General features: G+C 65.9%; 18 protein-coding genes, 4 tRNA genes and 1 pseudogene. 1 reads left to right on the forward strand and 22 read right to left on the reverse strand.

Annotated features, from left to right (window positions below; all coding sequences use genetic code 11):
- The 4 genes and pseudogenes from EOINJALH_RS15080 to rpsL all read right to left on the reverse strand — a co-directional run.
- A pseudogene (locus EOINJALH_RS15080) lies at positions 1 to 77 on the reverse strand (elongation factor Tu); the annotation flags it as partial.
- Positions 78 to 197: 120 nt separating this feature from the next.
- Positions 198 to 2300: an elongation factor G gene (fusA, locus tag EOINJALH_RS15085; RefSeq protein ID WP_088281448.1), complete on the reverse strand. Its 2103-nt coding sequence runs from the start codon at positions 2298 to 2300 to the stop codon at positions 198 to 200.
- A 75-nt stretch (positions 2301 to 2375) separates the two neighbouring features.
- Positions 2376 to 2846 carry a 30S ribosomal protein S7 gene (gene rpsG / locus EOINJALH_RS15090; protein WP_088281450.1) on the reverse strand — a complete coding sequence of 157 codons (471 nt, stop codon included), beginning with the start codon at positions 2844 to 2846 and terminating at the stop codon, positions 2376 to 2378.
- 159 nt (positions 2847 to 3005) lie between these two features.
- Positions 3006 to 3383, reverse strand: coding sequence for a 30S ribosomal protein S12 (rpsL, locus tag EOINJALH_RS15095; protein WP_088281452.1), 378 nt, complete (start codon positions 3381 to 3383; stop codon positions 3006 to 3008).
- A gap of 245 nt (positions 3384 to 3628) precedes the next feature.
- Here rpsL and EOINJALH_RS15100 point away from each other — a divergent pair, with 245 nt between their 5' ends.
- Positions 3629 to 4162 (forward strand): putative toxin-antitoxin system toxin component, PIN family, encoded by a 534-nt coding sequence (locus EOINJALH_RS15100; RefSeq protein ID WP_088281454.1) that lies wholly within the window; start codon positions 3629 to 3631, stop codon positions 4160 to 4162.
- Positions 4163 to 4253: 91 nt separating this feature from the next.
- On the opposite strand, the gene rpoC is transcribed toward EOINJALH_RS15100, so the two are convergent.
- From rpoC to EOINJALH_RS15190, 18 genes are all read right to left on the reverse strand, one after another.
- Positions 4254 to 8489: a DNA-directed RNA polymerase subunit beta' gene (gene rpoC, locus EOINJALH_RS15105; RefSeq protein ID WP_088281456.1), complete on the reverse strand. Its 4236-nt coding sequence runs from the start codon at positions 8487 to 8489 to the stop codon at positions 4254 to 4256.
- Positions 8490 to 8511: 22 nt separating this feature from the next.
- Positions 8512 to 12633, reverse strand: a complete 4122-nt coding sequence (gene rpoB / locus EOINJALH_RS15110; protein ID WP_088281458.1) for a DNA-directed RNA polymerase subunit beta — start codon at positions 12631 to 12633, stop codon at positions 8512 to 8514.
- Between the two features lie 384 nt (positions 12634 to 13017).
- Entirely contained in the window at positions 13018 to 13395 is a 378-nt protein-coding gene (gene rplL / locus EOINJALH_RS15115; protein ID WP_088281460.1) for a 50S ribosomal protein L7/L12, read from the reverse strand.
- Between the two features lie 45 nt (positions 13396 to 13440).
- Complete coding sequence (gene rplJ, locus EOINJALH_RS15120; protein WP_088281531.1) at positions 13441 to 13971, reverse strand: 50S ribosomal protein L10; 531 nt, start codon at positions 13969 to 13971, stop codon at positions 13441 to 13443.
- 301 nt (positions 13972 to 14272) lie between these two features.
- Complete coding sequence (gene rplA / locus EOINJALH_RS15125) at positions 14273 to 14971, reverse strand: 50S ribosomal protein L1 (RefSeq protein WP_088281462.1); 699 nt, start codon at positions 14969 to 14971, stop codon at positions 14273 to 14275.
- Between the two features lies 1 nt (position 14972).
- Complete coding sequence (rplK, locus tag EOINJALH_RS15130; protein WP_088281464.1) at positions 14973 to 15404, reverse strand: 50S ribosomal protein L11; 432 nt, start codon at positions 15402 to 15404, stop codon at positions 14973 to 14975.
- Between the two features lie 124 nt (positions 15405 to 15528).
- Positions 15529 to 16116: a transcription termination/antitermination protein NusG gene (nusG, locus tag EOINJALH_RS15135; RefSeq protein ID WP_088281466.1), complete on the reverse strand. Its 588-nt coding sequence runs from the start codon at positions 16114 to 16116 to the stop codon at positions 15529 to 15531.
- 13 nt (positions 16117 to 16129) lie between these two features.
- Positions 16130 to 16519, reverse strand: a complete 390-nt coding sequence (gene secE / locus EOINJALH_RS15140) for a preprotein translocase subunit SecE (RefSeq protein ID WP_088281468.1) — start codon at positions 16517 to 16519, stop codon at positions 16130 to 16132.
- A 137-nt stretch (positions 16520 to 16656) separates the two neighbouring features.
- A tRNA-Trp gene (locus EOINJALH_RS15145) sits at positions 16657 to 16732 on the reverse strand.
- A gap of 15 nt (positions 16733 to 16747) precedes the next feature.
- Positions 16748 to 17938 carry an elongation factor Tu gene (gene tuf, locus EOINJALH_RS15150; protein WP_088281470.1) on the reverse strand — a complete coding sequence of 397 codons (1191 nt, stop codon included), beginning with the start codon at positions 17936 to 17938 and terminating at the stop codon, positions 16748 to 16750.
- Between the two features lie 53 nt (positions 17939 to 17991).
- Positions 17992 to 18066 (reverse strand) — tRNA-Thr (locus EOINJALH_RS15155).
- A 53-nt stretch (positions 18067 to 18119) separates the two neighbouring features.
- Positions 18120 to 18193, reverse strand: a tRNA-Gly gene (locus EOINJALH_RS15160).
- Positions 18194 to 18262: 69 nt separating this feature from the next.
- Positions 18263 to 18348, reverse strand: a tRNA-Tyr gene (locus tag EOINJALH_RS15165).
- 98 nt (positions 18349 to 18446) lie between these two features.
- Entirely contained in the window at positions 18447 to 19202 is a 756-nt protein-coding gene (locus EOINJALH_RS15170; RefSeq protein WP_088281472.1) for a uracil-DNA glycosylase, read from the reverse strand.
- Between the two features lie 2 nt (positions 19203 to 19204).
- Positions 19205 to 19993 carry an indole-3-glycerol phosphate synthase TrpC gene (gene trpC / locus EOINJALH_RS15175; RefSeq protein ID WP_088281474.1) on the reverse strand — a complete coding sequence of 263 codons (789 nt, stop codon included), beginning with the start codon at positions 19991 to 19993 and terminating at the stop codon, positions 19205 to 19207.
- A 97-nt stretch (positions 19994 to 20090) separates the two neighbouring features.
- Positions 20091 to 21128: an anthranilate phosphoribosyltransferase gene (gene trpD, locus EOINJALH_RS15180; protein ID WP_088281476.1), complete on the reverse strand. Its 1038-nt coding sequence runs from the start codon at positions 21126 to 21128 to the stop codon at positions 20091 to 20093.
- Between the two features lie 34 nt (positions 21129 to 21162).
- Entirely contained in the window at positions 21163 to 22233 is a 1071-nt protein-coding gene (gene ltaE / locus EOINJALH_RS15185) for a low-specificity L-threonine aldolase (RefSeq protein WP_088281478.1), read from the reverse strand.
- Positions 22230 to 22820: an aminodeoxychorismate/anthranilate synthase component II gene (locus EOINJALH_RS15190; protein ID WP_088281480.1), complete on the reverse strand. Its 591-nt coding sequence runs from the start codon at positions 22818 to 22820 to the stop codon at positions 22230 to 22232. The genes ltaE and EOINJALH_RS15190 overlap by 4 nt, the downstream gene beginning before the upstream one ends.
- Positions 22821 to 22822 lie beyond the last annotated feature (2 nt).

The raw sequence follows: 22822 nt of genomic DNA on the forward strand, positions 1-22822 counted from the left end.
GTCTTGCCATGATCCACGTGACCAATCGTGCCCACGTTCACGTGGGGCTTGGTCCGCTCAAATTTGCCTTTTGCCATTCTGATTTCTCCGTCTAAAGAGCAATTGCCCGTGTGGTGTTTAAGGTCTCCGACGCGTTGTCCGCCACGGGCAACGGACGGCCTATCCCTGGTGGGGATGGGCGCGAAGACCAGCTCTGATTACTTGCCGCGCGCCGTGATGATGGCGTCGGCCACGTTCTTCGGGGCCTCGGCGTAGTGCTTGAACTCCATCGTGTACGTGGCACGGCCTTGCGACATCGAGCGCAGCGTGGTCGAGTAGCCGAACATCTCGGACAGCGGCACCTCGGCCTTGATGACCTTGCCACCGCCGGGCATGTCGTCCATGCCCTGCACCATGCCGCGACGGGACGACAGGTCACCCATCACCGAGCCGGCATAGTCTTCCGGCGTCTCGACCTCGACGGCCATCATCGGCTCGAGGATCACGGGGCTGGCCTTGCGGCAGCCGTCCTTGAAGCCGATGGACGCGGCCATCTTGAACGCGTTTTCGTTCGAGTCCACTTCGTGGTACGAGCCGAAGGTCAGCGTCACCTTGACGTCCACCACCGGGTAGCCGGCCAGCACGCCGTTCGGCAGCGTGTCGATCAGGCCCTTTTCCACGGCGGGAATGAACTCGCGCGGCACGACGCCGCCCTTGATGGCGTCGACGAACTCGAAACCCTTGCCCGGCTCCTGCGGCTCGATCTTCAGGACGACGTGGCCGTACTGGCCCTTGCCGCCCGACTGGCGGACGAACTTGCCTTCGACGTCCTCGATCGCCTTGCGGATGGTCTCGCGGTACGCCACCTGCGGCTTGCCGACATTGGCCTCGACGCCGAACTCGCGCTTCATGCGGTCGACGATGATCTCGAGGTGCAACTCGCCCATGCCGGAGATGATGGTCTGGCCACTCTCCTCGTCGGTGCGGACGCGGAACGACGGATCTTCCTGTGCCAGGCGGCCCAGGGCGATGCCCATCTTCTCCTGGTCGGCCTTGGTCTTCGGCTCGACGGCCTGGGAGATCACCGGCTCCGGGAACACCATCTTCTCGAGCGTGATGATCGAATCCGGGTCGCACAGGGTTTCGCCCGTGGTCACGTCGCGCAGGCCCACGCAGGCGGCAATGTCACCCGCCAGGATTTCCTTGATCTCTTCGCGCTGGTTGGCGTGCATCTGCAGGATCCGGCCGATGCGCTCCTTCTTGCCGCGGATCGGGTTGTAGACCGAGTCGCCCGACTTCAGCACGCCGGAATAGACGCGCACGAAGGTCAGCTGGCCGACGTAAGGGTCGGTCATCAGCTTGAAGGCCAGCGCCGAGAATTTCTCTTCATCGGTGCGATGGCGCACCACCGGCTGGTCGTCGTCGTCGGTGCCGGGCACCGGCGGGATGTCGGCCGGTGACGGCATGAAGTCGACTACGCCGTCGAGCATGCGCTGCACGCCCTTGTTCTTGAAGGCGGTGCCGCAGAACATGGGCTGGATCTCGGCTGCGATGGTCCGCGTGCGGATGCCTTGCATGATCTCGGCCTCGGTCAGCTCACCGGACTCGAGGTACTTGTTCATCAACTCTTCGCTGGCCTCGGCGGCGGCCTCGACCATGTTCTCGCGCCACTTCTGCGCGTCAGCGACCAAGGCCTCGGGAATCGGCTCGTAGTTGAACTTCATGCCCTGCGAGGCCTCGTCCCAGATGATGGCCTTCATCTTCAGCAGGTCGACCACACCGGTGAAGGTTTCTTCCGCGCCGATGGGGATGACGATCGGCACCGGATTGGCCTTCAGGCGCGTCTTCATCTGGTCGTAGACCTTGAAGAAGTTGGCGCCCGTGCGGTCCATCTTGTTGACGAACGCGAGACGCGGCACCTTGTACTTGTTGGCCTGGCGCCAGACGGTCTCCGACTGCGGCTGCACGCCGCCCACGGCGCAGTACACCATGCACGCGCCGTCGAGCACGCGCATGGAGCGCTCCACCTCGATGGTGAAGTCCACGTGTCCAGGCGTGTCGATGATGTTGATGCGGTGCTCGGGGAACGACAGGTCCATGCCCTTCCAGAAACAGGTCGTCGCGGCCGACGTGATCGTGATGCCGCGCTCCTGCTCCTGCTCCATCCAGTCCATCGTGGCGGCGCCGTCATGCACCTCACCGATCTTGTGGTTCACACCGGTGTAGAAAAGGATGCGCTCGGTGGTGGTGGTCTTGCCGGCATCGATGTGCGCGCTGATACCGATGTTGCGGTAGCGCTCGATGGGGGTCTTGCGGGCCATGGTTCACTCCAAATACAGGGGCCGCCCTCGGGTCAGTAGTAACCCGCAGGAGCGGCCGGAAGGCTTTGACAGGGATTAGAAGCGGAAGTGCGAGAACGCCTTGTTGGCTTCGGCCATGCGGTGAACTTCGTCACGCTTCTTCATGGCGCCGCCGCGGCCTTCGCTGGCCTCGAGCAGTTCGTTCGCCAGGCGGGCGGCCATCGACTTCTCGCCGCGCTTGCGGGCGGACTCCTTCAACCAGCGCATGGCCAGAGCCATCCGGCGGACAGGGCGAACTTCCACGGGAACCTGGTAGTTCGCACCGCCAACGCGGCGGGACTTGACCTCGACCATCGGCTTGACGTTGTTGATGGCGACCATGAAGACCTCCAACGGGTCCTTGCCGGCCTTCTTCTCGACCTGCTCGAGGGCACCATAGATGATCCGCTCGGCAACCGCCTTCTTGCCGGATTCCATGATGACGTTCATGAACTTGGACAGGTCGACCGAACCGAACTTCGGGTCGGGGAGGATCTCGCGCTTGGGTACTTCGCGACGACGTGGCATGGGATGCTTCCTTCTAAAGCTTCAGTTGGCGCCGACCACCTGGCCGACCCCTCGAGAGACCACGATCCGGGCCTCTCACTTACTCGACACCCACGAGAGGCATCGCAACTGTCATGAGCACCGCCCCAGGGGCGACACCTGACGACTGGCGAAGACCGATCAGGCCTTCTTCGGACGCTTCGCGCCGTACTTGGACCGCGACTGCTTGCGGTCCTTGACGCCCTGCAGGTCGAGCGAACCCCGCACGATGTGGTAGCGCACGCCCGGCAGATCCTTGACCCGACCGCCGCGCACGAGCACCACGCTGTGCTCCTGCAGGTTGTGGCCCTCACCGCCGATGTACGAGATGATCTCGAAACCGTTGGTCAGGCGAACCTTGGCGACCTTGCGAAGCGCGGAGTTCGGCTTCTTGGGCGTCGTGGTGTACACGCGCGTGCACACGCCCCGGCGCTGCGGGCAATTCTGCATCGCAGGCGATTTGCTCTTGGTGACCTCGACCTGACGGCCGTGGCGCACGAGCTGGTTGATGGTTGGCATAGGTAACTTGTTCCCGTTTGAAGTCACTTGTCTTTCCGGCCGCCGACCTTGCACCCACGGAGCCCGGCCCGATGCCGGAAGCACAAAAGGCGCCGATACCGCCCGCCTCGCGCTCAGTTCACGCGTGACAGGATGAGGTTCGACGCCAGTTCCGGTGGGCCGCTCGACAACGAGCGCGGCTGAAAACTGCCGAAAAGCCCGCGATTATAGTCAGCGCCCCCCGCCTCCACAAGTGCACAGATCCGATGACCGACAAAGACCTCACCTTGGCCGACCCGCCCGAGGTGGTGCTCGACACCAATGTCGTGCTGGATTGGCTGCTGTTCGACGACCCGACGGTGCGGCCGCTCGCAGAGGCCATCATCGCGGGCCGGTGGCGCTGGGTCGGCACCGAAGACACGCTGGGCGAACTCGCCGTGGTGTTGTCCAGGCCCGAACTCGCACGTTGGCACCCTGGTCGTCGCGACCCGGGCACCACCGTTGCAGACGCCTCGCCATCCGCCGAAGCTGCCGAATCACGCGTGGCCGTCACCGGTGAGTGCGTCCACCCGGCCCTCGCGACCGCGCGGCACCTGTGCCGGCGCGTGGCCGCACCGATCGTCGGGGGCACCCAGCGCCTGAACTGCACCGACGCCGACGACCAGAAGTTCATCGACCTGGCCATGGCGCGGCGGGTGCAGTGGCTGTTCAGTCGTGACAAGGCGGTGTTGCGACTGGCGCGGCGCGCGCGCGCCTTCGGTGTGACGGTGCTTCGGCCCAGGGACTGGCCGCGCGACTGACCCACGAAGCGCGACCCGAAATCCGCGTCCAGAACGAAAAACGGGCGGCCGAAGCCGCCCGTTTCGATCCGCCTGACGGCGGATCGGTGGATCACTCCGCCGAGGATTCGCCCGCGGCTGCAGCCGACTGGCTGTCGATCGCAGCCAACTGCACGGCGGCCAGTTCCTCGGCCTCCTGCTGCGCGATGGCCTTGCGCTCGGTCTCGTCCATCTCCTCCTTGGCCTTGCGGGCCTGGTGGTAGGCCATGCCCGTGCCGGCAGGGATCAAGCGACCGACGATGACGTTCTCCTTCAAGCCCCGCAGCTCGTCGCGCTTGCCCATGATGGCCGCCTCGGTGAGCACCCGGGTCGTCTCCTGGAAGGACGCCGCCGAGATGAACGAGTCGGTGGACAGCGAGGCCTTGGTGATGCCCAGCAACACGTCGGCATAGGCCGCCGGCACCTTGCCTTCGCCACGCAGGCGATCGTTCGTGTCGAACAACTCGGAGCGCTCGACCTGCTCGCCGCCGATGTAGGTGCTGTCACCCGGCGCGGTGATCTGCACGCGGCGCAGCATCTGGCGAACGATCACCTCGATGTGCTTGTCGTTGATCTTCACGCCCTGCAGTCGATAGACGTCCTGCACCTCGTCAACGATGTAGCGCGCCAGCTCCTCGACGCCTAGCAGACGCAGGATGTCCTGCGGATCAGCCGGGCCGTCGACGATGAGTTCGCCCTTGTTGACCACCTGGCCTTCGTGCACCAGGATGTTCTTTTCCTTGGGCACCAGCTCTTCATGCTTCTTGCCGTCGGGGTCGGTGATCTCGAGGCGGACCTTGCCCTTGGTCTCCTTGCCGAACGACACCGTACCGGTCTGCTCGGCCAGCTTGCCGGCATCCTTCGGCGAGCGGGCCTCGAACAGCTCGGCCACCCGCGGCAGACCGCCGGTGATGTCGCGCGTCTTCTGGCCTTCGACCGGGATGCGCGCCAGCACCTCGCCCGGGGCGAGGTCCTGGCCATCGCGCACCTGGATCAGCGAGCCGACCGGGAAGCCGATCGTCACCGAGTGGTCGGTGCCGGGGATCTTGACCTCGTTGCCCGACGCGTCCAGCAGCTTGACCTGCGGGCGCACGACCTTGGTCGCACCGCGGCGCTTCGGGTCGATCACCACCAGCGTGGACAGGCCGGTGACCTCGTCCACCTGCTTGGCCACCGTCACGCCCTCTTCGACGTTCTCGAAGCGGGCCTTGCCGGCGAATTCGGTGATGATGGGTCGGGTCAGCGGGTCCCAGTTGGCCAGCACCACACCGGCCTTCAGCGTCTGGTCGGCCTTGATGTTCAAGGTCGCGCCATACGGCACCTTGTGGCGCTCGCGCTCGCGGCCGTGCTGGTCGGAGATGATGATCTCGCCGGAGCGGGAGATCACCACCAGTTCGCCCTTGCCGTTGGTCACGTAGCGCATCGTCGGGTTGAACCCGATGATGCCGTCGGACTTGGCCTCGACGCTGTTGGCCACCGCCGCACGAGACGCCGCACCACCGATGTGGAACGTGCGCATGGTGAGCTGCGTTCCCGGCTCACCGATCGATTGCGCAGCGATGACGCCCACGGCCTCGCCGGTGTTGACCAGGCCGCCACGGCCCAGATCGCGACCGTAGCAGCTCGCGCAGATGCCGAAGCGCGTGGCGCAGGTGAGCGGCGTGCGCACCTTCACCTCGTCGACGCCGGCGGCCTCGAGGATGTCGAGCGCGTCTTCGTCGAGCATCGCCCCAGATGGCAGCAGCGCCTCCTGCGTCTCGGGATGCATCACCTCGACCGCAGCGACGCGGCCCAGGATGCGGTCACGCAACGACTCGATCACCTCGCCGCCCTCAACCAGCGCGCGCGTGGCGAAGCCGTTCTCGGTGCCGCAATCGACCTCGGTGACCACCAGATCCTGGGTCACGTCGACCAGACGACGGGTCAGGTAGCCCGAGTTCGCGGTCTTCAGCGCCGTGTCCGCCAGGCCCTTCCGGGCGCCGTGGGTGGAGATGAAGTACTGCAGCACGTTCAGGCCTTCGCGGAAGTTGGCCGTGATCGGGGTCTCGATGATCGAGCCATCCGGCTTGGCCATCAGGCCGCGCATGCCCGCCAGCTGGCGGATCTGGGCGGCGGAACCGCGGGCACCGGAGTCGGCCATCATGTAGATGGAGTTGAACGACTCCTGATCCACTTCCTTGCCGTTGCGGTCGATGGTCTTTTGCTTGGACAGCTGGGTCATCATGACCTTGCCGACCTCGTCACCTGTCTTGCCCCAGATGTCGACGACCTTGTTGTAGCGCTCGCCGGCGGTCACCAGGCCCGAGACGTACTGCTGCTCGATTTCCTTGACCTCCTTCTCAGCACGCTCGATCAGACCATGCTTCTGTTCGGGCACGAGCATGTCGTCGATGGCGATCGAGATGCCCGCGCGGGTGGCCAGCCGGAAACCGCTCTGCAGCAGCTTGTCGGCCAGCACCACCGTCTCCTTCAGGCCGCACTTGCGGAACGAGGTGTTGATCAGGCGCGAGATCTCCTTCTTCTTCAACGCCTTGTTGATGTTGCTGAAAGGCAGGCCCTTGGGCAGGATCTCCGACAGCAGGGCACGGCCCACGGTGGTCTCGACCAGCTTGGTCTCGGGCGTGAAGTCCTTGCCGTCCTTGTCCTTGACCCATTCGGTCATGCGCACGGTGATGCGCGCGGTGACTTCCACCTGGGCGTTGTCCAGCGCGCGCTGCACCTCGGGCAGGTCGGCGAACACCATGCCTTCGCCCTTGCCGTTGATGCGCTCGCGGGTGGCGTAGTACAGGCCCAGCACCACGTCCTGCGAGGGCACGATCGACGGTTCGCCGGAGGCCGGGAACAGCACGTTGTTGGAGGCCAGCATCAGCGCGCGGGCCTCCATCTGCGCTTCGATCGACAGCGGCACGTGGACGGCCATCTGGTCGCCGTCGAAGTCGGCGTTGAAGGCCGAACAGACCAGCGGATGCAGCTGGATCGCCTTGCCTTCGATCAGCACTGGCTCGAACGCCTGGATGCCCAGGCGGTGCAGCGTGGGTGCGCGGTTCAGCAGCACCGGATGTTCCTTGATGACTTCCTCGAGGATGTCCCAGACCACCGGCGTGCCGGACTCGACTTCCTTCTTCGCCGCCTTGATCGTCGTCGCGATGCCCATGGCTTCGAGGCGCGAGAAGATGAAGGGCTTGAAGAGTTCGAGCGCCATCAGCTTGGGCAGGCCGCACTGGTGCAGCTTGAGCGTCGGGCCGACCACGATGACCGAACGGCCCGAGTAGTCGACGCGCTTGCCCAGCAGGTTCTGCCGGAAGCGGCCGCCCTTGCCCTTGATCATGTCGGCCAGCGACTTCAGCGCGCGCTTGTTGGCACCGGTCATCGCCTTGCCGCGACGGCCGTTGTCCAGCAGCGAGTCGACCGCCTCCTGCAGCATGCGCTTCTCGTTGCGCACGATGATCTCGGGCGCCTTCAGCTCCAGCAGCCGCGCCAGGCGGTTATTGCGGTTGATGACGCGGCGATAGAGGTCGTTCAGGTCGGAGGTCGCGAAGCGGCCACCGTCCAGCGGCACCAGCGGGCGCAGGTCGGGCGGCAGCACCGGCAGGACGGTCATGACCATCCACTCGGGCTTCATGCCGCTCTTCTTGAAGGCTTCCATCACCTTCAGGCGCTTGGAGTTCTTCTTGACCTTGAGCTCGGAGCCGGTCATGTCGTTGCGGAGCTTGTCGATCTCCACGTCGAGGTCCATGTCGGCCAGCAGCTTCTGCACGCCTTCGGCACCCATCAGCGCAACGAACTCTTCACCGAACTCGGTGCGCTTGGCGTCGTAGTCCTCCTCGGTCATGATGGAGAACTTCTTCAGCGGCGTCATGCCCGGGTCGACGACGACGTAGGCCTCGAAGTACAGCACGCGCTCGATGTCGCGCAGCGTCATGTCGAGCACGAGGCCCAGACGCGACGGCAGCGACTTCAGGAACCAGATGTGCGCGCAGGGCGCCGCCAGGTCGATGTGACCCATGCGGTCGCGCCGCACCTTGGTCTGGGTGACCTCGACGCCGCACTTCTCGCAGATCACGCCACGGTGCTTCAGGCGCTTGTACTTGCCGCACAGGCACTCGTAGTCCTTGATCGGACCAAAGATCTTGGCGCAGAACAGGCCGTCGCGCTCGGGCTTGAACGTCCGGTAGTTGATGGTCTCGGGCTTCTTCACCTCGCCGAACGACCATGACCGGATCTTCTCCGGGGATGCGATGCCGATCTTGATGGCATCGAAATGCTCGTCAGGGGTGAACTGCCTGAACAGGTCCAGCAAACCTTTCATGTGATTCTCCTGTTCCTAGTGTTCAGTTGCGCTCGAGTTCCATGTCGATGCCCAAGGAGCGAATCTCCTTGACCAGGACATTGAACGACTCCGGCATGCCGGCATCGATCGCGTGTTCGCCCTTGACGATGCTTTCGTAGACCTTGGTGCGGCCGTTCACGTCGTCGGATTTCACCGTCAGCATCTCCTGCAGGATGTAGCTCGCGCCGTAGGCTTCCAGCGCCCACACTTCCATTTCGCCGAAGCGCTGACCGCCGAACTGGGCCTTGCCGCCCAGCGGCTGCTGGGTGACCAGGCTGTACGGGCCGGTGGAGCGGGCGTGCATCTTGTCGTCCACCAGGTGGTGCAGCTTCAGCACGTGCATGTAGCCGACAGTGACCGGGCGCTCGAAGGCGTCACCGGTGCGGCCGTCGTGCAGCGTGGCCTGGGTGCGGGTGGCCGTGAGGCCCTTCTTGGCCGCAATGTCGTCCGGATAGGCCAGCTTGAGCATGGCGCGGATCTCGGACTCGGCGGCGCCGTCGAACACCGGCGTCGCAAAGGGCACGCCCTTGGACAGGTTGCCGGCCATCTCGAAGACGTCCTCGTCGCTCAGCGCATTGAGATCTTCGGTCTTGCCGCCGTTGCGGTTGTACAGCTCGTCCAGGAACTTGCGCAATTCGGCGGCCTTGGCCTCGCGCTGCAGCATGTCGCCGATGCGCTGGCCGATGCCCTTGCCGGCCCAGCCCAGGTGCACTTCCAGCACCTGGCCCACGTTCATCCGCGAGGGCACGCCCAGCGGATTGAGCACGATGTCGCACGGGGTGCCATCGGCCATGTAGGGCATGTCCTCGACCGGCGTGATCTTGGACACCACGCCCTTGTTGCCGTGGCGGCCGGCCATCTTGTCGCCGGGCTGCAGGCGGCGCTTGACGGCCAGGTACACCTTGACCATCTTCAGCACGCCCGCAGGCAGCTCGTCGCCCTGCGTCAGCTTCTTGCGCTTCTCTTCGAACGCGAGGTCGAAGCTGTGGCGCGTCTGATCGAGCGAGTTCTTGATGCTTTCGAGCTGGTTGGCCACCTCGTCGTCGGCCGGCCGGATGTCGAACCAGTGGTACTTCTCGACCGAGGCCAGGTAGGCCTTGTCGATGGCCGTGCCCTTGGCGATGCGGTTCGGGCCACCGTTGGCCAACTTGCCCGCCAGCAGCTTCTCGATCCGGTCGAAGGCGTCGGCCTCGACGATGCGGAGCTGGTCGTTCAGGTCCAGGCGGAAGCGCTTGAGCTCGTCGTCGATGATCTGCTGGGCGCGCTTGTCGCGCTGGATGCCTTCGCGGGTGAACACCTGCACGTCGATCACGGTGCCGTTGGTGCCCTGGTCGACGCGCAGCGAGGTGTCCTTCACGTCAGACGCCTTCTCGCCGAAGATCGCGCGCAGCAGCTTCTCTTCCGGCGTCAGCGTGGTCTCGCCCTTCGGCGTGACCTTGCCCACCAGCACGTCGCCGGGGTTGACCTCGGCGCCGATGTAGACGATGCCGCTCTCGTCCAGGCGGGCCAGTTGCTGCTCGGACAGATTCGGGATGTCGCGCGTGATTTCTTCCGAGCCCAGCTTGGTGTCGCGCGCCATCACCACCAGTTCCTCGATGTGGATCGAGGTGTAGCGGTCTTCGGCCACGACGCGTTCGCTGATGAGGATCGAATCCTCGAAGTTGTAGCCGTTCCAGGGCATGAACGCGACCAGCATGTTCTGGCCGAGCGCCAGCTCGCCCAGGTCGGTCGACGCGCCGTCGGCCACCACGTCGCCCGAGGCGACCTGGTCGCCGCGGCGCACGATGGCGCGCTGGTGGATGTTGGTGTTCTGGTTGGAACGCTGGTACTTGATCAGGTTGTAGATGTCGACGCCGACTTCACCGGCCACCGTCTCGTTGTCGTTGACGCGGATGACGATGCGGTTGGTGTCGACGTAGTCGACCTTGCCACCGCGGCGCGCGGTGACCACAGTGCCTGAGTCGACCGCGGCAACGCGCTCGACGCCCGTGCCGACGAAGGCCTTCTCCGGGCGCAGCACCGGCACGGCCTGTCGCTGCATGTTAGCGCCCATCAGCGCGCGGTTCGCATCGTCGTGCTCGAGGAAGGGCACCAGCGAAGCGGCCACCGACACGATCTGCGCCGGCGCCACGTCCATGTACTGGATGCGTTCGGGCGAGGTCAGCACCGATTCGCCGTGCTCGCGGGCAGACACCAGCTCGTCGGTCAGCGTGCCTTCGGCGCCCAGCGACGCATTGGCCTGGGCAATGACGTACTTGCCTTCTTCGATGGCCGAAAGGTAGTCGATCTGGTCGGTGACCTTGCCGCCCTCGACGCGGCGGTACGGCGTCTCGAGGAAGCCGTACTCGTTCAGTCGCGCGTACAGCGCCAGCGAGTTGATCAGGCCGATGTTCGGGCCTTCCGGCGTTTCGATCGGGCACACGCGGCCGTAGTGGGTGGGGTGCACGTCGCGCACCTCGAAGCCGGCGCGCTCGCGGGTCAGGCCGCCCGGGCCCAGGGCCGAGACGCGCCGCTTGTGCGTGATCTCGGACAGCGGGTTGGTCTGGTCCATGAACTGCGACAGCTGGCTCGCCCCGAAGAACTCCTTCAGGGCCGCGGAGATCGGCTTGGAGTTGATCAGGTCATGCGGCATCAGCGCGTCGGTCTCGGCCTGGCCGAGACGCTCCTTGACGGCCTTCTCGATGCGGGCGAGGCCCGAGCGGTACTGGTTTTCGGCCAGTTCGCCCACGCAGCGCACGCGGCGATTGCCCAGGTGGTCGATGTCGTCGACTTCACCCCGGCCGTTGCGCAGCTCGACCAGGATCTTGACCACGTCGAGGATGTCCTCGTTGCTCAAGGTCATCGGGCCTTCAGGCGCATCGCGGCCGACGCGGGCATTGAACTTCATGCGGCCGACGCGCGACAGATCGTAGGTGTCTGCGTTGTAGAACAGGCGGCCGAAGAGGGCCTGCACCGCATCCTCGGTAGGCGGCTCGCCAGGGCGCATCATGCGATAGATCGCAACGCGAGCGGCCAGTTCGCTGTCGGTCTCGTCGCTGGCCAGGGTCTGGCTGATGTACGCGCCCTGATCGAGCTCGTTGGTGTACAGGCACTGGATGTCCTTGACACCGGCGGCGCGCAGCTTCTTCAGCAGCGCATCGGTCAGCTCGTCGTTGGCCTTGGCCACGATCTCGCCGGTGTCGGCGTCGATCATGTTGCGGGCGATGATGCGGCCGACGAGGAAGTCTTCCGGCACCGAGATGAACTGCGTGCCACTCTGCTCGATCTGGCGGACATGGCGGGCGGTGATGCGCTTGTCCTTCTCGACGATGACCTTGCCATCCTTGTCGGTGATGTCGAAGCGGGCCACCTCGCCGCGCAGGCGGTCGGCCACGAACTCGAGCTGAGCACCGGCGTCCATCAGGCGGAAATTGTCGAAGACGAAGAAGTGCGCCAGGATCTGCTCGGGCTTCATGCCGATGGCCTTGAGCAGGATCGTGACCGGCATCTTGCGGCGGCGGTCGACGCGGAAGTACAGGATGTCCTTCGGGTCGAACTCGAAGTCGAGCCACGAGCCACGGTACGGAATGATCCGGGCCGAGAACAGCAGCTTGCCCGACGAGTGGGTCTTGCCCTTGTCGTGCTCGAAGAACACGCCGGGCGAGCGGTGCAGCTGCGAGACGATGACCCGCTCGGTGCCGTTGACGATGAAGGAGCCGTAGTCGGTCATGAGCGGCACTTCGCCCATGTAGACCTCTTGCTCCTTGATTTCCTTGACCACCTTGGCCGGCGCCGACTCGCGGTCATAGATGATCATCTGCAGCTTTGCGCGCACGGCGGCGGCGTAGGTCAGCCCGCGCTGCTGGCACTCGCGCACGTCGAACGGCGGCTTGGCGATGTTGTATTCGATGAACTTCATCTCGACCATGCTGTTGTGCGACACGATCGGGAAGGCAGAGAGGAAGGCCGCCTGCAAGCCCTCGGGCTTGCGCTTGGTGGGGGGCAGGTCCTTCTGCAGGAAGGCCACGTAGGCCTCGCGCTGCATGGTGAGCAGGTAGGGAACGTCGAGGACGTGCTCGCGCTTGCCGAAGCTCTTGCGAATACGCTTGCGCTCGGTGTAGCTGTAGGGGGTTGCTTGCGCCATGGATACTCCGTTTCGATGACACGCACCAGGGCCCGGGTGCACATCTCGTCGGCGACTGGCACTCGAGTGACGCCCGGTGGCCGCCGTTGGCGGCACCCGGTCCCTGGTGGAGGGATGGTGCGATCTCGGGGTCAGTCCCGCCGATCGACACAGGGCGTTGCATCTCAAAGCTTGGTGGCTGGCCACTACCAGCCGCTGGCGGACAACCCCGGCGTTGCACCGGAGCCCGACCAAACCGGTTCTCTGCAGTCGGTTCAGAGAACACTTGAAAAAGCCCTTGAGGATACCCCGTCAGGCACTTTCAGGTGATCTCCAGGGCACAAGCCCTGAATTGCAAAGGGCTGGCGGCCGATTTCGGCCGCCAGCCCATGCCAGCCAAGCGGCTTACTTGATCTCGGCCTTGGCGCCGGCGTCGACCAGCTTCTTCAGCGCGGCTTCGGCGTCGGCCTTGGCCACGGCTTCCTTGACGTTCTTCGGAGCGCCGTCGACCAGGTCCTTGGCTTCCTTCAGGCCCAGGCCCGTCAGTTCGCGCACGGCCTTGATGACCGACACCTTGTTGGCGCCGGCTTCGAGCAGCACCACATTGAACTCGGTCTTCTCTTCCACCACCGCAGCAGCGGCACCGCCGCCACCGGCGGCCGGGGCCGCCATGGACGCGGCGGACACGCCGAACTTCTCTTCGATGGCCTTGACCAGGTCGTTGAGTTCCATCACGGACATGCTGTCCATCGCGGCCAGGAAGGCGTCTTTGTCGAATGCCATTTTGATTTCCTCGATTCAGTAGAGATACGGTTGAGAGCGTGCGGTTCAGGCGGCAGCCGATGCGTCGGCGGGTGCCTCGGCTTCGGCAGGGCCCGCGCGCTTTTCGGCCACGGCGGCCAACACACCTGCCAGCCGCTGGATCGGCGACTTCAGCAGGCCGGCCACCTGGGCGATCAGCACTTCACGGCTGGGGATGGCGGCCAGGGCCTTGACCCCATTGGCATCCAACACCTTGCCGGCGTACGCACCGCCCTTGACGATCAGCTTGTCGTTGCCCTTGGCGAAGTCGGCAATGACTTTCGCCGCGGCAACCGCGTCTTCGGAAAAGCCGTAGATCAGCGGGCCGGCCATGCTCTCCGCGGCCACCTCGAACGGCGTGCCAGTGACGGCGCGACGGGCGAGCGTGTTCTTCAGTACATGAAGGTACACGCCCTTGTCGCGCGCCTCTCGGCGCAGCTTGTTCAGGTGTTCGACGGTGAGGCCACGGTACTCGGCCAGCGCAAGCGTCTGCGAACGGGCGGCTTGTGCCGACACGTCCGAGATCACGGCTGCTTTCTCGCTTCGATTGAGACTCAAGGTCTGCTCCTCACATTCACGCGCCATGCGCACCGGTTGCCCGACGACGCCTGGCGCACCCAGGTTGCAGCGACCAAACCGTCCAGCCAACCGAACCTCCGCCCCTCACGGGCCGGAGACTCCACTGTCCTTCGGGCGGGACCGCCATCTGCGCTGGCCCGACGACCCCTTGCAGGGCACCGGATTAAGAGGCTCGAGGCCTCGCCAGCGGTCTTGGATGGCCTGCGCCGGTTGCCCGGCTCAGCCCACCAAACTCAGGGTCGCGCGCAAGACCGACGCGCGACCGTTGATCAAATCAATCTCAGGCGGCGCTCATCGTGGCCAGGTCGACGCGGACGCCAACGCCCATGGTCGACGAGACGGCCAGCTTGCGCAGGTACACGCCCTTGCTCGACGCCGGCTTGGCCTTGGTCAGCGCATCCAGCAGCGCCGCCAGGTTGCCCTTGAGCTTGTCGTTGTCGAACGAACGACGGCCGATGGTGCCGTGGATGATGCCGGCCTTGTCGACGCGGAACTGCACCTGGCCGGCCTTGGCGTTGCGAACCGCCTGGGCGACGTCGGGCGTCACGGTGCCGACCTTCGGGTTGGGCATCAGGCCGCGCGGGCCGAGGATCTGACCCAACGTGCCGACGACGCGCATGGTGTCGGGCGAGGCAATCACCACGTCGAAGTCCATCTTGCCGGCCTTGATCTCGGCGGCCAGGTCGTCCATGCCGACGATGTCGGCACCGGCGGCCCGGGCTTCCTCGGCCTTCGCGCCCTGAGCGAACACAGCGACGCGCTTGGTCTTGCCGGTGCCGTTGGGCATCACGACGGCACCACGCACCACCTGATCGGACTTCTTGGCGTCGATGCCGAGTTGCACCGCCACATCGATCGACTCGTCGAACTTGGCCTTGGCGCAATCCTTGACGAGCCCGAGCGCGTCATCGATGCCATACAGCTTGATCGGATCCACCTTGCCGGCGAGGGCTTTCTCGCGCTTGTTCAGCTTGGTCATGTCAGACACCCTCCACCGTGATGCCCATCGAACGGGCCGAACCTGCGATCGTCTTGACGGCGGCATCCATGTCGGCAGCGGTCAGATCCTTGATCTTCATCTTCGCGATTTCTTCCAGCTGCTCGCGCGTGATCTTGCCGACCTTCTCGAGGTGCGGACGGCCGGAGCCCTTCTCGATCTTCACGGCCTTCTTGATGAGCACGGTCGCCGGGGGCGACTTCAGCACGAAGGTGAACGACTTGTCGGCGTAGGCCGTGATGACGACCGGCAGCTTCAGGCCCGGCTCGTAGCTCTGCGTCTGGGCGTTGAACGCCTTGCAGAACTCCATGATGTTCAGGCCACGCTGACCCAGCGCAGGACCCACCGGCGGCGAAGGATTGGCCTTGCCTGCCGGGATTTGCAGCTTGATGAAGCCGACGATTTTCTTTGCCATGATGGCTCCTCGAGTTCAAACGTTCGTCACCCAGAAACGGGTGGTGCGAACTCCTCGTCCGATGGCGGCCCTGTTGCGAATCAGCAGAAGGCGCCGGGCCGCGCCGCACCTGCCGCCGTGAAACTCAGACCTTTTCGACCTGCGCGAAATCGAGCTCGACACCGGTGGCGCGACCGAAGATCGTGACCGATACCTTGACCTTTGACTTCTCGTAGTTGACTTCCTCGACCGCCCCATTGAAGTCGGTGAAAGGGCCTTCCTTGACGCGGACCAGCTCGCCGACCTGCCACTCGACCTTCGGCCGCGGCTTGTCGATGCCTTCCTGCATCTGGTTGACGATCTTCATCACCTCGGCCTCGGAAATCGGGGCGGGGCGGTTCTTGGCTCCGCCAACGAAGCCGGTGACCTTGCTGGTGTGCTTCACCAGGTGCCAGGACTCGTCGTCCATCAGCATCTCGACCAGCACGTAGCCAGGGAAGAAGCGACGCTCGGTGACGGACTTCTTGCCGTTCTTGAGTTCGATGACTTCTTCCGTGGGCACCAGGATTCGGCCGAACTTGGCTTGCATGCCGGCGCGCTCGATGCGCTCGCGGATGTTGCGCTCGACGGCCTTTTCCATGCCCGAATAGGCGTGCACCACGTACCAACGCAACAGGCTGGGCGCAGAGGTGACGCCGTCGGGCGATGCGTCGGGGGTGAGTTGCTCGGTCATGCGGAACCCTCGTTCAACGCTTCCAGCCCAGGACCAGGTCGTACAGCACCCACTCCAGGGTCTTGTCGGTCAGGAACAGGAACAGCGCCATCACCACGACAAAGGCGAAGACATAGCCCGTCATCTGCATCGCTTCCTTGCGGGCGGGCCAGACGACCTTCTTGGTTTCGCGCACCGAGTCGCGGCCGAAGGCGATCAATTGCCGGCCTGGCTCGCTCGTGAAGAAGGTGGCCACCGCCGCGGCCAACACCGCCAGCAATGCGAGAACGCGAACCCAGAGATCTTGCTTGGCAAGGAGGTAGAACACGACGATGCCAGCCGCCACCAGCACTGCGGCCGCGACCAGTTTCGCCTTATCAGCGCCGGTGGAGACGGTTTCGACTTGAGTGTTGGTGGTGACCATGCTCTCGACTGCTCTCAGGCTCGAGGCGACCCGCAAGGGCCGAACAAGCCGACAATCCCATCAGAAGCAAAGCCCGCCCGGCTGTCCATCAGCCTGCGGGCCGCCACTTTCGGGCAAGAAAAATCAAAGTCCGCGCTTGGCAGGGGCAGAGGGAATCGAACCCCCAACCTTCGGTTTTGGAGACCGACGCTCTGCCAATTGAGCTATGCCCCTGCAGCCCGAACTTGCTTACTCGATGATCTTGGCCACGACGCCGGCGCCGACGGTGCGGCCGCCTTCGCGGATGGCGAAGCGCAGGCCCTCTTCCATCGCGATCGGGGCAATCAGCTTGACCGTGATGCTGACGTTGTCGCCCGGCATCACCATCTCCTTGTCCTTCGGCAACTCCACCGCGCCCGTCACGTCCGTCGTGCGGAAGTAGAACTGCGGCCGGTAGTTGTTGAAGAACGGCGTGTGGCGCCCGCCCTCTTCCTTGCTCAGCACGTAGATCTCGGCCGTGAAGTGCGTGTGCGGCTTGACGCTGTTGGGCTTGCACAGCACCTGGCCGCGCTCGACGTCTTCGCGCTTCGTGCCGCGCAGCAGGATGCCCACGTTGTCGCCCGCCATGCCCTGGTCGAGCAGCTTGCGGAACATCTCCACGCCCGTGCAGGTGGTCTTCTGCGTCGCACGGATGCCGACGATCTCGATTTCCTCGCCGACCTTGATGATGCCGCGCTCGATCCGGCCGGTCACCACGGTGCCGCGACCCGAGATCGAGAACACGTCTTCGACCGGCATCAGGAAGGCGCCGTCCACCGCGCGCTCGGGCGTGGGGATGTAGCTGTCCAGCGCATCGGCCAGCTTCATGATGGCTTGCTCGCCCAGCGGTCCCTTGTCGCCTTCCATGGCCAGCTTGGCGCTGCCGTGGATGATCGGGGTCTTGTCGCCAGGGAAGTCGTACTTGTCCAGCAGCTCGCGAACTTCCATCTCGACGAGCTCGAGCAGTTCGGCGTCGTCGACCATGTCGCACTTGTTCAGGAACACGATGATGTACGGCACACCCACCTGGCGGGCCAGCAGGATGTGCTCGCGCGTCTGGGGCATCGGGCCGTCGGCGGCCGAGCACACCAGGATCGCGCCGTCCATCTGCGCCGCACCGGTGATCATGTTCTTCACGTAGTCGGCGTGCCCCGGGCAGTCCACGTGCGCGTAGTGCCGGTTCGCCGTCTCGTACTCGACGTGCGCGGTGTTGATCGTGATGCCGCGCGCCTTCTCTTCCGGCGCCGCGTCGATCTGGTCGTACGCCTTGGCCTCACCACCAAACTTGCTCGACAGCACCGTCGTGATCGCCGCCGTCAGCGTCGTCTTGCCATGATCCACGTGACCAATCGTGCCCACGTTCACGTGGGGCTTGGTCCGCTCAAATTTGCCTTTTGCCATGTTGCGCTCCTCGCGATCAGACGGGAATGACGATGAATACAGAAAGAACCGGGTGGTGCCCATGGCGCGGATCGAACGCGCGACCTCTCCCTTACCAAGGGAGTGCTCTACCACTGAGCCACATGGGCATCGTCACAGGACTGGACTCGATCTCGGAGCACAGGCCTGTACCGACGGACGCTGGAGCGGGAGACGGGAATCGAACCCGTGTCATTAGCTTGGAAGGCTAAGGTTCTACCATTGAACTACTCCCGCCTTGCCAACCCCCTGCCAGCCAGCGTCAGGATTGGATACGCCGGCAGAGAGCACCGAATTGTTTCGCCTTGGTGGAGGAGGCTGGATTCGAACCAGCGTAGGCGTAAGCCAACAGATTTACAGTCTGCCCCCTTTAGCCACTCGGGCACCCCTCCGCGGCGAACTCAAGACTATAGCAGAAAGTTAAGACGCCCGGCAAATCGAATGACACCGTGGGGCGCGCATGCCCGCTGCGCCAGGGCCGCCAGGTCGCTCAGGTCGACCAGTCGACGGTGTTCGATTCCCCTCCCACGTCCTGGAGGAAGCGCTGCACCGTTCCGAAGTGACCACAACCCAGGAAGGGCACCGGCGGCCGACGCGCCGACAGGGGCGATGGGTGATTGGCGCGCAGCACGAGGTGGCGCCCGCCATCGACCGACTCGATCAGCGGGGCCTTGCCCTGGGCATGCGCGCCCCACAGCAGGAACGCGCGGCGCCCCGGGTCGCCTGCCACGGCACTGATCACGCGGTCGGTCAAGGCCTCCCAGCCCCATGACGCATGTGCGCCGGGCTGGCCGTCCTCGACCGTGAGCGCGGTGTTGAGCAACAGCACGCCCTGGCGGGCCCAACCGCCCAGGTGGCCGACACCGGCATGTCGAACACCCAGGTCGCGCGCCAGCTCGGCGAGGATGTTCCTCAGGCTCGGCGGCACACGCACCCCTGCGGGCACCGAGAACGCAAGCCCTTCGGCCTGACCCGGACCATGGTAGGGGTCCTGGCCCAGGATCACCACGCGCACGGCCGGCCTGGGCGTGCACTCCAGCGCCTTCAGGACATTGGCTGGGTAGATCATGCCGCCGGCGAGGCGGCGTCCTTCGACCGCCGCGATCAAGCGCCTGCCGGCATCACTGGCACGCCACGCCTCGACCACCCCGCGCCAGCTTGCGGGGGCGCGATCGAGCACCGCCCCCAGCGGCTCGACGAGCCGGTTGTCCGGGCCTGCCGCGCCGCCCCTTCGGGACTGCGGCATGGTCAGTCGAACAGGGCCGCGAGCGCCACGCCCGGATCGGGTGCGCGCATGAACGCTTCGCCGACCAGGAATGCATGCACGCCAGCCGAACGCATGCGCTGCACGTCGGCCGGCCCCAGGATGCCCGACTCGGTGACCAGCAGGCGGTCCGCCGGCACCTGCGGCAGCAGCGCCAGCGTGGTGTCCAGCGTGACCTCGAAGCTGCGCAGGTTGCGGTTGTTGATGCCGACGAGCGGCGTCTTCAGGCGCAGCGCGCGATCCAGTTCGGCACCGTCGTGCACCTCGACGAGCACGTCGAGTCCCAGGCCCGTCGCGCAGGACTCCAGGTCGGCCAACTGGGCATCGTCCAGGCAGGCGGCGATCAGCAGGATGCAATCGGCGCCCATCGCGGCGGCCTCGACCACCTGGTAGTCGTCGATCATGAAGTCCTTGCGCAGCACAGGCAGGTCACAGGCGGCGCGCGCCTGGCGAAGGTAGGCGGCCGATCCCTGGAAGAAGCGCTCGTCGGTCAGCACGCTGAGGCATGCGGCGCCGTGGCGCGCATAGCTGGCCGCGATCTCCGACGGCACGAAGTGCTCCCGGATCACCCCCTTGCTGGGACTGGCCTTCTTGATCTCGGCGATCACCGCCGGCCGCCCTGCGGCCAAGCGGCCGCGCATCGCCGCCGCAAAGCCACGCTGGTCACGGCGCTGCTCGGCCTCGGCGCGCAGTGAAGCGAGGTCGCGCACCGCGCGCGCGGCCGCCACTTCCTCGCGCTTGACCGCCACGATCCGGTCGAGGATGTCGCTCATTGAATTACCCTCCGCGCCGGGGAGCGGCCCGGCGCGCTCAACGGAGTACCTTCGTGCTGCGCACTCCGGTATTCGCCCTTGGGGCGGCCCGGCGCGCTCATGCCGACGCCCCCAGTTCCTTGCTGCGCGCGACGAACTGGTGCATCCTGGCCAGGGCCTTGCCCGACGCCAGCGCGTCCAGCGCCAGCGCCACGCCATCGGCCATGGTCGCGGCCACGTCGGCGGCATAGAGCGCCACGCCGGCGTTGAGGGCGACGATGTCGCGCGCCGGGCCGGCTTCGTTCTCGAGCACCGCCTGCATCAGCACACGCGACTGCTCGGGCGTCTCGACCTTGAGGGCGCGGCTGCTGGCCATCGTGAGCCCGAAGTCCTCGGGGTGGATCTCGTACTCGCGGATGCCGCCATCCTTGTACTCGCCGACCATCGTGGAGGCACCGAGCGAGACTTCGTCCATGCCGTCGCGGCCGTAGACCACCACCGCGTGCGACGCACCCAGCCGCTGCAGTGCCCGCACCTGGATGCCGACCAGGTCGGGGTGGAAGACGCCCATCAGGATGTTGGGCGCGTCGGCCGGGTTGGTGAGCGGGCCCAGGATGTTGAAGATCGTGCGCACACCCAGCTCTCGTCGCACTGGGCCGACGTTTTTCATCGCGGGGTGGTGGTTGGGCGCGAACATGAAGCCGATGCCCGTGTCGGCAATGCAGCGCGCGATGGCCGCCGGCGACAACGTCATCGGCACGCCCAGCGCCTCGAGCACGTCGGCGCTGCCGGACTTGCTGGACACGCTGCGGTTGCCATGCTTGCTCACCCGCGCGCCGCAGGCCGCCGCCACGAACATCGAGCAGGTGGAGATGTTGAAGGTGTGCGACCCATCGCCGCCGGTGCCGACGATGTCCACCAGGTGCGTTCGGTCGGCCACGTCGACCTTGGTCGAGAACTCGCGCATCACCTGCGCCGCGGCAGTGATCTCGCCGATGGTCTCCTTCTTGACGCGCAGGCCGATCAGCAGCGCCGACATCATCACCGGCGACATCTCGCCGCTCATGATGCGCCGCATCAGCGCGAGCATCTCGTCGTGGAAGATCTCGCGGTGGTCGATGACGCGCGTCAGGGCTTCGTTGTTGGTGATGGTCATGGGGCCTCGCAAGGTGGGGCGGTGAGGTGCCGCGTCAGGTGCCGAAAAACTCGCGGGTGGCTGCGATGGCATGGTCGATGCCGGCGGCGTCCACGTCCAGGTGGGTGACGAAGCGCAGGCCGATCAGGCCGGTGGCGAGCACGCCGCGCGATTTCAGGTGGGCCAGCAGCGCCGGCCCGCGGCCGTCGGCGACCGTGACGAAGACGATGTTCGTCTGCGGCGGGGTGAGCTGAAGGCCGGGGATGCCGGCAAAGCCCTCGGCGAGCCGGCGCGCCAGCGCATGGTCGACGGCCAGTCGGTCGACATGGTGATCGAGCGCATGCAGCGCGGCCGCCGCCAACAGGCCCGCCTGCCGCATGCCGCCGCCGGCCATCTTGCGGATGCGGTGGGCCCGGGCGATGAGCTCGCGCGGGCCGCACAGGGCCGAGCCGACCGGTGCGCCCAGCCCCTTGCTGAAGCACACCGAGACGCTGTCGAAGGGGCCCGCCAGCCGAGCCGCCGGCAGACCGCTGGCCACCGCCGCGTTGAACAGGCGGGCGCCATCGAGGTGCGTGGCCAGGCCGCGGCGCCGCGCCTGGGCCGTGGCCGCCTCGACATAGTCCGCCGGCAGCACGTTGCCGTTCCAGGTGTTCTCCAGGCACAGCAGGCGCGTGCGGGCAAAGTGCGGATCGTCGGGCTTGATCGCCGCGTCGATGTCGGCCAGCAGCAGCGTGCCGTCGGGCTGGTTGGGCACCGGCTGGGGCTGGATGCTGCCCAGCACCGCGGCGCCGCCGCCCTCGTAGCGGTAGGTGTGGGCCATCTGGCCGACGATGTACTCGTCGCCGCGCCCGCAATGCGCCAGCAGCGCGCACAGGTTGCTCTGCGTGCCGCTGGGCATGAACAGGGCCGCCTCCTTGCCCAGCAGCGCGGCGATGCGCTCCTGCAGCGCGTTGATGCTCGGGTCGTCGCCGAACACGTCGTCGCCCACCGGCGCGGCCGCGATGGCAGCGCGCATCGCCGCGGTCGGGCGGGTGACCGTGTCGCTGCGCAGATCGGCCACCACCGGGACGCCGGCGGCGGCGGACGCGTCGGCAGCGCCGCCGTAGGACACCGTGCTTGCCGTCATGCGTGGCCCCCCAGGCTCAGGAAGTTGCGCAGCATGGCATGACCATGTTCGGACAGGATGGACTCGGGGTGGAACTGCACGCCCTCGAGCGGCGTGGCCGTGCCGGCGAGTTCGCGGTGGCGCACGCCCATGATCTCGCCATCTTCGGACGTGGACGTGACCACCAGCGAGGCCGGGCAGGTGGCGCGGTCGATCACCAGCGAGTGGTAGCGCACGACGCTGAACTCGCGCGGCAGGCCGAGGTACACGCCCTGCTGGTCGGTGGTGAGCGTGCTCGACTTGCCGTGCATCTGGCGCTGCGCGCGCACGATGCGGCCGCCGAGCGCCGCGCCGATGCTCTGGTGCCCCAGGCACACGCCCAGGATCGGCATCCTGCCGATCAGGCCCTGGATCGCCGGCACGCACACGCCGGCCTCGGCAGGCGAGCACGGGCCGGGCGAGAGCACCAGGTGGTCGGGCTTCAGCGCCGCGATCTCGTCGACCGTGATCTCGTCGTTGCGCACCACCTTGACGTCCTGCCCCAGTTCGCCGAAGTACTGCACCAGGTTGTAGGTGAAGGAGTCGTAGTTGTCGATCATCAGCAGCATGG

It is taken from the genome of Ideonella sp. A 288 (genome assembly GCF_002198735.1).
Lineage (GTDB): Bacteria > Pseudomonadota > Gammaproteobacteria > Burkholderiales > Burkholderiaceae_C > Pseudaquabacterium.